The sequence below is a fragment of the Alteromonas sp. 5NS40-0096 genome (assembly GCF_057544385.1).
Map to the genome: position 1 here is coordinate 815,167 of NZ_BAAJLQ010000001.1, position 12,111 is coordinate 827,277.

Annotated in this window: 11 protein-coding genes; 4 read left to right on the forward strand and 7 right to left on the reverse strand. The window is 46.8% G+C overall.

Annotated elements, in window-relative coordinates; all coding sequences use genetic code 11:
* Window positions 1-133: 133 nt before the first annotated feature.
* Window positions 134-1,363: a molybdopterin molybdotransferase MoeA gene (moeA, locus tag AC27G9_RS03755; protein ID WP_487071167.1), complete on the forward strand. Its 1,230-nt coding sequence runs from the start codon at window positions 134-136 to the stop codon at window positions 1,361-1,363.
* 39 nt (window positions 1,364-1,402) lie between these two features.
* Window positions 1,403-2,746: an MATE family efflux transporter gene (locus AC27G9_RS03760; RefSeq protein ID WP_487072051.1), complete on the forward strand. Its 1,344-nt coding sequence runs from the start codon at window positions 1,403-1,405 to the stop codon at window positions 2,744-2,746.
* On the opposite strand, the gene AC27G9_RS03765 is transcribed toward AC27G9_RS03760, so the two are convergent.
* The 6 genes from AC27G9_RS03765 to AC27G9_RS03790 form a co-directional block, all read right to left on the reverse strand.
* Complete coding sequence (locus tag AC27G9_RS03765; RefSeq protein ID WP_487071169.1) at window positions 2,722-3,399, reverse strand: rhomboid family intramembrane serine protease; 678 nt, start codon at window positions 3,397-3,399, stop codon at window positions 2,722-2,724. The two genes, AC27G9_RS03760 and AC27G9_RS03765, sit on opposite strands and share 25 nt — an antisense overlap.
* Window positions 3,400-3,481: 82 nt before the next feature.
* Entirely contained in the window at window positions 3,482-4,093 is a 612-nt protein-coding gene (locus AC27G9_RS03770; protein ID WP_487071171.1) for a nucleotidyltransferase family protein, read from the reverse strand.
* Between the two features lie 3 nt (window positions 4,094-4,096).
* Entirely contained in the window at window positions 4,097-5,083 is a 987-nt protein-coding gene (locus AC27G9_RS03775; protein ID WP_487071173.1) for an XdhC family protein, read from the reverse strand.
* Window positions 5,084-5,108: 25 nt separating this feature from the next.
* Window positions 5,109-6,233, reverse strand: coding sequence for an RDD family protein (locus AC27G9_RS03780; RefSeq protein ID WP_487071175.1), 1,125 nt, complete (start codon window positions 6,231-6,233; stop codon window positions 5,109-5,111).
* Window positions 6,234-6,504: 271 nt separating this feature from the next.
* Window positions 6,505-7,686 carry a vWA domain-containing protein gene (locus AC27G9_RS03785; RefSeq protein WP_487071177.1) on the reverse strand — a complete coding sequence of 394 codons (1,182 nt, stop codon included), beginning with the start codon at window positions 7,684-7,686 and terminating at the stop codon, window positions 6,505-6,507.
* Window positions 7,686-8,522: an AAA family ATPase gene (locus tag AC27G9_RS03790; protein ID WP_487071179.1), complete on the reverse strand. Its 837-nt coding sequence runs from the start codon at window positions 8,520-8,522 to the stop codon at window positions 7,686-7,688. Before AC27G9_RS03790 ends, AC27G9_RS03785 begins: the two co-directional genes overlap by 1 nt.
* A 195-nt stretch (window positions 8,523-8,717) precedes the next feature.
* Between AC27G9_RS03790 and cysK the strand changes: the two genes are divergently transcribed.
* Both cysK and AC27G9_RS03800 read left to right on the forward strand, forming a co-directional pair.
* Window positions 8,718-9,683: a cysteine synthase A gene (gene cysK, locus AC27G9_RS03795; RefSeq protein ID WP_487071181.1), complete on the forward strand. Its 966-nt coding sequence runs from the start codon at window positions 8,718-8,720 to the stop codon at window positions 9,681-9,683.
* A 167-nt stretch (window positions 9,684-9,850) separates the two neighbouring features.
* Window positions 9,851-10,315 carry a nuclear transport factor 2 family protein gene (locus tag AC27G9_RS03800; RefSeq protein WP_487071183.1) on the forward strand — a complete coding sequence of 155 codons (465 nt, stop codon included), beginning with the start codon at window positions 9,851-9,853 and terminating at the stop codon, window positions 10,313-10,315.
* A gap of 32 nt (window positions 10,316-10,347) precedes the next feature.
* Here the strand turns inward: AC27G9_RS03800 and ggt are convergent, their stop codons facing one another.
* Complete coding sequence (gene ggt, locus AC27G9_RS03805; RefSeq protein ID WP_487071185.1) at window positions 10,348-12,108, reverse strand: gamma-glutamyltransferase; 1,761 nt, start codon at window positions 12,106-12,108, stop codon at window positions 10,348-10,350.
* Window positions 12,109-12,111: the final 3 nt, after the last annotated feature.

The window sequence follows — 12,111 nt, forward strand, 5'->3', positions numbered from 1 at the left end:
GCAATAAAACGCACTATGGACGGTGCGTTCTTTGTTTTCCACTCCTGCATTAAATCCCACTATCTCATTGGCATCGATGGCTTTTTTAGTCCATAATCGTGGCCTATTTTCTTCCAGCTTTCAGGTTCTGAACATGCCTCAATCTCCTTGGCTAGCCCTTAGTGCTGCTTTGCAAAAAGCAATCGACGCCGTTGTTGCCAACACAGAAAGTGAAATGGTGAACACCCGTGTAGCGCTCGGCCGTATTGTCAGTAAAGCTATCGTTGCCCCTGTCTCTGTTCCGCCGTGGGACAACTCAGCGATGGATGGCTATGCAGTGAATACAGAACAGGCATTACTCGGTGCGGTATTGCCAGTCTCTCAAACACTAACGGCGGGTATGGCTGCTGATACGCCTTTGTCGCCTAACTCAGCGGCGAGAATCATGACAGGTGCACAAATCCCCACAGGTGCTAATGCTGTAATCATGCAAGAAAATACGGAGATCAGTGGTTCAAAAGTCGTCATCAAACAGGCTGCAACAGAAGGTGAAAATATCCGTGTGTGCGGCGCCGATATTTCCAAAGACAGCATTGTTGTTGAGGCGGGCACTCGCTTAACTGCCTCACACCTGATGTTGATTTCCTCGTTGGGTTTGGCCGAGGTTGAAGTCTACAAAAAGCTAAAAATAGGCGTTTTGGCCACAGGTGACGAACTGGCAGCCCCCGGTACTCAAGCTGCACCAGAGCAAATATACGAAGCGAACCGAACTGGTGTTTCCGCCCTACTCGCGCCATTGGCAGTTGATGTCCATGATTATGGTATCGCTAAAGATGACCCTCAAGTGATTCGCGAGTTATTCCAAAAGGCGACCCGTGAAGTAGATATGCTGATCAGCAGTGGTGGCGTATCCGTAGGCGACGCCGACTTTGTAAAAGACGTGTTGCAAGACTTAGGTGAAATCGAATTTTGGAAAGTCGCTATTAAGCCGGGTAAACCTTTCGCATTTGGCATAGTTGGCAATACCTATTTTTGTGGGTTGCCCGGTAATCCGGTATCTGCCTATGTTACGACTGAGCAAATTGTTATGCCGCTTTTAAGGCACTTGCAAGGTGAAACAATCGACCCCGATAGCCATCGAATGACACTCAATGCTACCGTCACAAAAACATTTAAGCGCCGACCAGGTCGCAAAGAGTTTTTGAGAGCCTTGTGGCACCGTGATGACGAAGGAAAACTGTGGGTTACCCCGTTCAAAAAGCAGAGCTCAGGCGTCATGAGTACTGTCACTCAGGCTAACTGTTACCTGATCTTAGAAGCGGAAACCAGCGTTATTGCCCCAGGTGATACGGTTGACATTCAGCCTTTTACCATGCTGCTTTAAGGGTCTGAAGTGCAGTCAAAAAAAGAACTTAAACATGAAATGGCACGCCTAATTTCCTTGGCTTGGCCTTTACTTGTCGCGCAAATAACACAAATGTTGATGGGCGTTAGCGACACCATAATGGCTGGTCGCTACAGTGCCACAGATATGGCAGCAGTTGCCTTGGGTTTTAGTATCACGATTCCGATCATGAGCTTTATACAAGGCATTGCACTCGCACTGCCACCTATCATATCGAGGTTGAACGGCAGTCAAAGCATTCACAGGGTAGCGAATGCAACCCAACAGGCAGGTTTTTTGTTGCTCATTGTGAGCGCCCTGACCTTATTGCTTCTCCCCATGGTTCCGTCGATTATCAGTTTGTTTCCAATGGAAGCGGCTTTGGCAGACATTACCAAGGATTACGTATTTTTCGTGCTGATAGCGATGCCAGGTTTTGCACTCTACCAATGGCTAAGAAATTATTGTGAAGGGTTAGGTAAAACCAAGCCTACCATGGCGATTACTGTTGTCGGATTACTCGTGAATATTGTCGGCAACTACCTATTCATCTATGGTATCGGACCATTCGATGAGATGGGTGGCGCGGGCTGTGGTCTTGCAACGGCTTGTGTAATCTACATTATGTTTTTTGCCACATTCATCTATACATTCAAAGCACCTAGCCTCAAACGTTTTGGTTTGTTTGACAAGGCTTACCGTCCAAACGCAAGCGAAATGCTATCGACGTTTAAACTCGGTTTACCCATCGCGATGACGATTTTGTTCGAGGTTACCTTGTTTGCGGTTGTTGCCTTGTTATTGGCACCGTTTGGGGCCACAACTGTAGCGGCACATCAGGTCGCACTGAATTTTTCAGCGCTAATGTTTATGTTTCCCATGAGTACAGGCATGGCGGTATCTATCCGAGTGGGTTATCGCATCGGACAGGCAAAACCCCAATTAGCCTCAGTCGCAGTCAAAGCCGCATTGCTTGTTGGTTTGAGCGTTGCTTTTTTTACCGCCTCGTTTACTGTTCTAGCTAAGTCGTACATCATATCTCTCTATACTAGTGAAGCGGCCGTTTATGCGTTAGCAAGTGCCCTACTTGTTTACGCGGCAATCTTTCAATTCTCCGATGCTATACAGGTTATTTCCGCCAACGCATTGCGAGGCTACAAGGATACTACCGCGATGTCAGTGATCACGTTTTGTGCATACTGGCTTATAGGCTTGCCCACTGGCGTGATACTGGGACGCACCGATTGGCTTACTCACCAACCGATGGAAGCCGCAGGTTTCTGGATTGGATTTATTGTAGGTTTAAGCAGCGCTGCAGTTATGCTCGGAATTCGCCTGTATTTTGTTCAACAACGGGCTCAGTCTTTGCCATCAACGGTATAGTCTTCTGAAGATGAGGTACGCCAGTCATCACCTATGATGGGGTCGTCCTCATCTTCGTCTTCCCAACTGTAATGCTTCTCCGCGAGCTTTTCGTCTTTTCGTGCGAAAAATGCGGCAGCGATAACGCCTGCTACCCCGCCAAAGAAATGGGCTTCAAAAGAGATGTGTGGCTCACGTGGAAAAATTGTCATGATCATGCCGCCATACAAGAAAAACGCGATCATCAGTAATACAACTGAACGCTTGTCTCTGCGAACAATTCCTGCAATAAACAAAAAAAAGAATAAACCATGGGTAATGCCACTCGCTCCCAAATGAACCGAATCTCTGGCAAAGATCCATACGCCGAGCCCACTGCCTAACCAAGACAATAGGAAAACTTTGGAGGCGACTTTAGGGTAACCGTAATACAATCCCGTCAATAGAATCAAAATCGCAAGAGTATTGTGTGTGAGATGCTCGTAGGAACCGTGAACCCACGCGGATGTAAACACACCATAGAAACGCGTCCAATCACCCGGAATGACACCTAGCGTACGCAGTGGCAGGTTAAATAGCACCCCAGCCGATTGTATTACCCACAAAATCGCAATAAAGAAAACACTGATCTTTATTGCTTTGCGCATATTGTTATCAAAGGTTGAATGACTCATGGTCCCACCTATCAATGTTTTCTGTCATAGATCATTAAATGGGGTAACTAGTGGAAAAACCAAAGTCACGGATTTGCATAATTTATGCTTTTTGAATGTCAACCCATTGCGCTTTTGTATCGATATCCGATAGCAGGCCAGAGGCGTCCACGGTCGTGATTGCTTGTGGGTGTGTTTGTGCCAATTCTCGAATCAGACCACCCGCGCCTTTGTCTCCTGTCAGCGCCATTAGCGCCGGAAAATAAGCAGATGGAAAAATCGCCGGCGCGCTCAGTAAGGTATTGTCTCTTGATACAATCACATTATTAGGGGATGACAGTGACGCCGATTTTAACCTCAGCAGATGACCTGCAGAGACAAACGGCTGATCGCTCAAGCCTATCAAACCATGCGTGTAATTGTGATAACGAAAAATCTCACTCACACCGACCTTGATCGACTCTGACTGCCCAAGTTGCCACTGTCTTGCGTGCAGATAGTTCACATTCAATTGGGTCGCTAACGGGCGAAGTAAATCGTGATAAGCCCCACCAATCATCCACACATCATTACCATTGAGTTGTTGGTGTTGGTCAACGGTAAACGATAATAGCGTTTGATCATCAAATACGGGATGCGTCGCAAACAGTTTGTTGCCACCGAACCTTTGACTCCGTCCGCCGGCTAAAACGATCGAGCAAAGTTGATACGCCATTTGTTAAAACCTTCCTAGTAAACTTCTGCCATCACCACCATGCATAGTTGCGTGAGCTTGAGCCAATATTGATAATGCAATGGATTCTGGTAAATCCCCTCCGAGGCTTAATCCTGCAGGTGCTTGCAATTCAACGGGCAAATCGTTTGAGGTAATCGCCGCCTCGTCGAGCACTCTGTCGCACCGATGACCAGGCCCCAACAATGCCAAATATTTCAAATTAGGCAGTGAGTGATTTGCAATATACCTAAGCGCTTTTGCATCCATACCAACTTGATGATGCATCAACACTATCGCATCTGCACAGTTGATGGCTTCGCTGTTTACATAATCAGCAGCTTCATGTTTGCTGTGTTCACTTGCACTTGGAAAATCGTTCTGACGCGCGTAACGAGCCCGGCTGTCATTGATGGTCGTCCGCCAGCCTAACTGAGACGCCATACTCACCAATGGTTGAGCATCAACCCCACCGCCTAACACCGCTAACCTTGGCGGCACTGATATGTCATGAGAGAAATAGGACGAACCGGTATCTACGATCTCATTGGCCTGTGACGCACATTCTGCCCAGCATTCGCCATTTTTGGCTAATTGACGGTAGTGCACCGCTCGCCCCGCTTCCAGTTCCGTTAAAACCTGCCCGAGTTGCAAATACTGATTTTGGGCGCTGACTGGTTGTAACAACAAGGTGATCACACCGCCACAGCCAATACCCAAGCGCCACGCAACATCTCCCTCTTCTTCCATGTCATAGGTGATAACTCTTGCTTCATTTCTCAGCCAACAACGTTGCGCCTGCTGCAGTACATCGCTCTCCAAACATCCACCGCTTATAACACCTTGCTGAAAACCCGCATCATTAAACATCATCATTGCGCCGACTTTGCGGTAAGAAGAGCCCTGCGTATTGATAACCGTAGCAAGCAACCATTGCCCGCTATCGCGTTGAGGCCACCAATGTTTTAAGACATGAAAGATGTGATGATTCATATTATTCCTAATGACCCGTGATACGCTAGCGGGTCGCGCTAATAACTAAGGTTTCAGAAATTTTATCTTGAATAGCCTGTCGATTGGGGTCCCAATAAATCTGAACAAAGCCGAGCAAGCCAGTCGCCAAACCCGCACCATAACCGCCGTAACGCCCAAAACTATCCCAAAGCGACAATTCGCTGCCATCAAGCTTTAATACTCGAATATTCATCAGCCTCTTGCCCGGCGTTTTGCCGTGGAACCACGCTGTGAATACGCTGTAATATAAGGCTGCCCAACCGAAACCCAAGCCCAAGTCAGCAATTATGCCTTTCACCCACTCCACTACACTGTATGTTGTTGAAGGGGGTGTTTGCGGACTCGTTGCGTCAGCTAAAGGGGTTGTCTGTGGCGCTGATTCACTACGAGTACCATTATCTACCTCTTCGGGAATCGGTTCTATTTCGGCATTTTTGAAGGCCTCCATGTAGGCTGCCTTAATTTCGCTTTGCTGGGCGTCAGTCAGTTCAGATTTAGCAACAAAGTCATCGAGCCCTTGTTGAAAAGTCGCTTCGTCAACGATCTCCCTGCCAAACGCATCCCCCATCTCACCTGCGAGATTTAGCAAACATTCCATGTCATTTTCACACTGTGACCACGCCAACCAATTCGCGCCGTACAATATCGGTGCAGCTGCGCTAGCATTATTTGCGGTTGTGTCAGGTTTTACCGGCTCACCAGAGTCAAGAGCCACTTCCATAATTAATAGCGTAGACCAAAATAGCATGATGGCGCCGCCAATCCTCAGCAGCGTTCGAGTTCTACCTCTTTGCGACTTATGCGCTAAATTGCGACTGGCTTTGAAAAAGGTCACTGCGGCAATTAACGCCAGAAACAGTGCACTCAGCGAGCTAAGGACCGCAACACAAGTTAAATCTATTAGCTGTGCAATACCTCGTTGAAAAGGCGTCGCCAAACGCTGTCCCAACAAGTCATCAGCCACACCAAAGGCATATGGCGTCACTATGTCTTTAGTTTCGACTTGGCCTTTTTGAGCGGATTGTACAGTTTCGCGTTGTTCAACGAAATCGTCGTGATTTGTCGTAACTTGGGCGCTACTTGAGTCGCTCTGTTTAGGAGATTTCGCACTATCAATTTGCTGAGACATAAAACATCCGCTGTGTGTAATCAGTTAACGTGCGCCATATCCTGACCTGTCAAATGGCTGAGATACAGCGCAGCAGCTGGTGGGCCGTGTGAGATGGGACACCGCTAGTAACGGCTTGTCATTTACATCTACGACTCAGTGTCGCTTGGCCACACACCTAACAACGTGTTTGCAAAGCTAACAACAACGCGCCCAAAACACATCGTAGCAAGTATTGCTATACACAGCTATGGAGAAAAGCGTAATCGGTGATACTTAATGCATACTCCAACTAGCGCTTTGTACTCAGCGCTTTGATGCCATTGGACAACCCCTCTAAGGTCAGTGGATACATATGTTCTTCCATCAACTCATGTATCACTTGTATTGAGGCATAGTAACGCCAGTAGGTCTCAGCTTGAGGGTTTAGCCAAATAGTTTGAGTGAAATGTTCAGTCAAACGCTTTAACCACACCGCACCGGGTTCTTCGTTCCAATGCTCGATGCTTCCTCCGGGGTAGGTAATTTCGTAAGGTCCCATAGTAGCATCGCCAACAAAAATGACTTTGTAATCCCTGCCATAACGGTGAATGATTTCCCAAATTGGAATTCGCTCTGCATCTCGACGGGCGTTATCTTTCCAAACGTCTTCATACACACAATTGTGAAAATAAAAATATTCTAAATACTTGAACTCCGTTTGAACGGCAGAAAAAAGTTCCTCCACCTCTTTGATATGGGGATCCATAGAGCCACCAACATCAAAGAACATCAGTATTTTGACCGCATTGTGTCGTTCTGGCGTCATGTGAATATCAAGCAAGCCACCATTCTTCGCGGTTTCGCCAATCGTTGTGTTGACGTCTAGTTCTTCACTCGCTCCGGTTCGCGCGAATTTGCGCAGCTTTCTCAACGCGAGCTTGATATTGCGCGTCCCCAGCTCAACATCACCAGACAGGTTTTTGAAATCTCGCTTATCCCATACTTTTACCGCAGAAAAGTTTCGGTTACTTTTTTGTCCAATTCGGATACCTTCTGGGTTTTCACCATATGCACCGAACGGCGAGGTGCCACCAGTGCCAATCCATTTGTTTCCTCCCTCATGCCGCTCTTCTTGCTCTGCCAGCCGCTCCTTCAGCGTTTTCATCAGCTCTTCCAAGCCACCCAGTGCTTTGAGTTGCTCCCTTTCTTCTTCGGTTAGCACACGTTCGAAGTTTTTGGTTAGCCAGTCCTCGGGAATGTCAGAACCAAATAAATCCACAGAAGCTACGCCATCAAAGTATTCTGCAAAGGCGCGATCGAACTTGTCGTATTGGCTCTCATCTTTCACGAGTACAGTGCGAGACAAAAAATAGAACGCTTCCACGTCGCCGTGAATAACGTGTTTCTGTAACGCCCCCAGTAAATCGAGCAACTCCCTTAAGCTCGATTTCACTCGGTACTTTCTAAGTGTGAAAAAGAAATCAATTAGCATTAGCGACGTGCCATAAACATCAATTTTTCGAACAAGTGAATGTCTTGTTCATTTTTTAATAACGCACCATACAAAGGTGGCAGCGCACTCTTTCCATCTTTCTCGTGTAACGCTTCTGGTGGAATGTCTTCGGCAACCAGTAATTTTAACCAGTCTATCAATTCTGATGTCGATGGCTTTTTCTTTAAGCCGGGAACATCCCTAACGCGGAAAAAGGCAGATAACGCATCATCGAGCAGTTGCTTTTTCAAATTGGGGAAATGCACATTCACGATGTCGCGCATTTCTTCAGCCGTTGGGAACTGAATGTAATGGAAGAAACAGCGGCGCAAGAAAGCATCAGGCAATTCTTTTTCGTTATTGGAAGTAATGATCACAACCGGTCGCTGTTTTGCTACAACTCGCTCTTGGGTTTCGTAAACGAAAAATTCCATTTTATCGAGCTCTAGTAATAGGTCATTGGGAAACTCAATATCGGCTTTGTCAATTTCGTCAATCAAGAGTACCGGACGCTGGCCCGCGGTAAACGCGTCCCATAGTTTACCTTTGACGATGTAGTTTTTGATATCGTGAACTTTGTCGTCGCCCAATTGCGAGTCTCTTAAACGGGAAACCGCGTCGTACTCATATAACCCCTGCTGTGCTTTCGTCGTTGATTTAATATGCCATTGGATTAAATCTGTACCCAAGCTTTGCGCTAGTTCCTCGGCGAGCATTGTTTTACCGGTGCCCGGCTCGCCCTTAATCAGCAAAGGTCGCTCTAGAGTAATTGCTGCGTTGACCGCCAACTGTAGTTCTTTGGTGGCGATATAATTTGAAGTTCCGCTAAATGACATAATGCGCCTTTCTTTTCGATATTAAATAAATAACCATAACATATAGCAAAAATCACTTTGCTTTTTCTTATAGGATACCAATGATATAAGGGTAACTTGGCATACCCCAATTACTGTTATTAATTATGTATTATTAGAATCAGTAACAGTGGTGACGCTCACGGGATTGCTTAATAACAGCTATAGGACAGAATAATGCAAGTTTTCGAAGATAATACACTTTCTATTGGCAATACGCCTTTGGTCAAGCTAAAACGCGTTACAGGCGGTAACGTATTCGCAAAAATTGAATCGCGTAATCCAAGTTTCAGTGTTAAGTGCCGAATCGGTGCAAACATGATCTGGGACGCAGAACAGCGTGGCGTGTTAACAGAAGGCAAAGAAATCGTAGAACCAACAAGTGGTAATACCGGTATCGCATTAGCATTCGTCGCCGCATCTCGTGGCTACAAACTCACTTTGACTATGCCAAGCAGCATGAGTCTTGAGCGTCGTAAGTTGCTTAAAGCCCTAGGTGCCAACTTGGTACTAACCGAAGCACCAAAAGGTATGAAAGGCGCCGTAGCAGCAGCGCAAGAAATTGTAGATTCTGATCCAGAGAAATACATTTTGCTACAGCAATTTGATAACCCTGCAAACCCTGCTATTCACGAAAAAACAACTGGCCCAGAAATTTGGGAAGCCACTGACGGTGAAGTTGATGCTTTTGTCGCGGGCGTGGGAACTGGTGGTACTATCACTGGCGTTAGCCGTTACCTGAAAAACGAAAAAGGCCGTGCCATTGTTAGTGTTGCGGTAGAACCAACAGATTCACCTGTCATTACTCAAGCAAAAGCGGGCGAAGAGCTCACTCCTGGGCCACATAAGATCCAGGGAATTGGTGCGGGTTTCATCCCAGGCAACTTAGACTTGGACTTGGTCGACGAAGTTGAGCAAGTAACGAATGAAGAAGCAATGGAAATGACTCATCGCCTGATGCGTGAAGAAGGTATCCTTGCGGGAATTTCTTCTGGTGCCGCGGTAGTTGCAGCCAAACGCTTCGCTGAGCGCCCAGAAAACGCAGATAAAAACGTCGTTGTTTTGCTAGCAAGCGGTACTGAGCGTTACCTAAGTAGCCCACTGTTCGCTGGTCAGTTCAGCGATGCTGAAGAAGTGCAATAAAGCCTCACTTTTGATTTTCTAAAAACACCGGCATCTGCCGGTGTTTTTGTTTGTAGTATTTAACACCCTAATGCTTCTGTGATAGATGGCTTTTGCTTTGCTAAAAATAGCCATGCTAGTATTAACACAATTGAACTGTGCGAAATTCCAATATACAGGAGTAGGAAGTGTCTCAGCGTTTTTATTTATTTTGGTATGTGCTTTTAAGCTTTGTATTAATAGCTTGTTCAGGCGAGCCTAAATCCGATGAACGTCTCGGTCGATACGGCATGCTAGATAAAAATGCTCCTGAGTATGCTGCCGTGGAATTCATGAAAAGCATTTATTTGGACAATAACATCGATACTGCGGTGTCGCTCAGTACTGAGAGACTTGCTCGAGTATTGAAGCGTTATCATACCAACCGTAACGTTCAGCGACATGTGCTCAACCTACAGTACGACACTGTAGCGATTACACCAGAAGGTTCTGACAGTGTGGGTCGCTCCGAGTACTCTGAAAAAGCGACGATCACGCTATTTTTTAGCGGCATGCACAGAGATGACAAAATTGAAGATTTGCGCCAAATCGACTTAGTCAAAGTGGACGGTGACTGGCGAGTCAGTAAGGTCCACGCAGATAGGTTCTTATAACCTAAAAAAGCCCGGTCACCCGGGCTTTTTTGTTATTTACCAACGGCAATGCCTTCTCGTCGGGGGTCTGCCCCACCAATCAGTTTTCCGTCTTTTATTTGGACGCCGTGCAACCCGCTATTCAAGTCAACGGTTCTGACCTTATGCCCAAGGGCCTCCAGTGATGCCTGCAGTTCAACAACAGGCGTACCTTTCTCCAACGCGGTATAATCATTCCGATTCGTTATTTTGGGCAAGTTGATCGCTTGTTGCACGTCAAGGCCCCAATCCAACACGCCAATAATAGTTTGTGCAACATAACTGATAATGCGACTGCCGCCAGGCGAGCCAACAACGAGCTCCAGCTCACCCTTTTCATCAAACACCATTGTTGGGCTCATCGCACTTCTTGGGCGTTTGTAGGGCTCAATACGATTCGCGGTAGGGTAGCCATTTTTAGCGGGTACGAACGAGAAGTCAGTCATTTGATTGTTCAGCAAGAATCCGCCAACCATCAAACCCGAACCAAACATAAATTCGATACTTGTTGTCATTGACACGGCATTGCCGTCTTTGTCGACAATTGAAACATGGCTGGTGTTGGGCAATTCAAGTGACCTCCCCATCGCCAATTGCGCTTCTGCGTAGGGTTTTCCCGCGCGAACCTTGCGCCAATTTCCCTCTAACGTCACGTCCTCTCCCCTGCGATCCAAATACGCAGGGTTGATCATCGCAGCAAACGGCAATTTGGTAAAATCGCTGTCGGCGATGTATGCATCGCGATCGGCATAGGCTCTAGCACTCGCCTTCGCATACAAATGAGCGAATTCAACCGAGCCAGGTTTCACTTTGTCGAAATCGACGGGCTCAAGCATTTTTAGAATTTGATAAACATTGATGCCGCCCGAACTAGGAGGCGCCATGCCACAAATTCTTTTCGAACGATAATCCGCACAGACGGCTTGACGTTTTTTCGGCTCGTAACCCGCTAAATCTTCCTCAGTTAACTTCCCCGGGTTAATTGATGCCGATTGCACAATCTTCGCAATCTTTTTAGCAAAGTCGCCTTTGTGAAGGTAGTCGGCACCTTCTTGTGCGATATGCGATAAGGTGTTTGCCAATTTAGGGTTTTTCTTGATATCACCGGCTTTTAACGCTTTACCCGCTGGGAAAAAATAGGTGGCGCTTGCAGGAAACTCTCTCAAACCAGGGTGGTAATCTAGAGAAATTAACTTCTCTAAACGAGGCGATACTTTAAAACCGTCTTCAGCAGTTGTTATCGCGTCGTCAAACAATTGGTTCCAAGGCAGCTTTCCAAATTCGCTTTGTGCCATCTCGAGCGCTTTCATGGCTCCAGGTACGCCAACAGACTTGCCACCTACGACGGCATCGAGCCATTTCTGAGGGCGATTAGCTTGCATGAACCAAAACGGGTCAACGGCTTTTGGCGCGGTTTCACGACCGTCGAATGTGTGAAGCGTTTTCGTTTTGTTGTCCCAATACAGAATAAAAGCACCACCTCCGATGCCAGAAGACTGAGGTTCTACAAGTGACAACATTGCTTGAATCGCTACGGCAGCATCAATCGCGCTACCGCCTTTTTCAATCACATTTTTACCAGCCCATGATGCATAAGGGTTTGCGGCGACAACCATATAGTCGTCGGAAACTAAAGCTTCTTTTTGGATGTAACCCGTCGCCGCTTCTGGTTCGCCAACCTCTCTTTTTGCCGTTTGTGCACCAACGGAAAACGTAAGTAGCGCCGACAACGCGACTGCAGTGCATGATTGAGTAAAACGGGCATGTAACTTCAAGGT

What these genes read in the sequence shown, in the direction of transcription:
- AC27G9_RS03765 (WP_487071169.1), bottom strand. Translation starts at nt 3,399, where the DNA reads ATGAGTCATTCAACCTTTGATAACAATATGCGCAAAGCAATAAAGATC.
- AC27G9_RS03785 (WP_487071177.1), bottom strand. Translation starts at nt 7,686, where the DNA reads ATGCTAATTGATTTCTTTTTCACACTTAGAAAGTACCGAGTGAAATCG.
- AC27G9_RS03790 (WP_487071179.1), bottom strand. Translation starts at nt 8,522, where the DNA reads ATGTCATTTAGCGGAACTTCAAATTATATCGCCACCAAAGAACTACAG.
- AC27G9_RS03770 (WP_487071171.1), bottom strand. Translation starts at nt 4,093, where the DNA reads ATGGCGTATCAACTTTGCTCGATCGTTTTAGCCGGCGGACGGAGTCAA.
- AC27G9_RS03760 (WP_487072051.1), top strand. Translation starts at nt 1,403, where the DNA reads ATGGCACGCCTAATTTCCTTGGCTTGGCCTTTACTTGTCGCGCAAATA.
- AC27G9_RS03780 (WP_487071175.1), bottom strand. Translation starts at nt 6,233, where the DNA reads ATGTCTCAGCAAATTGATAGTGCGAAATCTCCTAAACAGAGCGACTCA.
- moeA (WP_487071167.1), top strand. Translation starts at nt 134, where the DNA reads ATGCCTCAATCTCCTTGGCTAGCCCTTAGTGCTGCTTTGCAAAAAGCA.
- AC27G9_RS03775 (WP_487071173.1), bottom strand. Translation starts at nt 5,083, where the DNA reads ATGAATCATCACATCTTTCATGTCTTAAAACATTGGTGGCCTCAACGC.
- cysK (WP_487071181.1), top strand. Translation starts at nt 8,718, where the DNA reads ATGCAAGTTTTCGAAGATAATACACTTTCTATTGGCAATACGCCTTTG.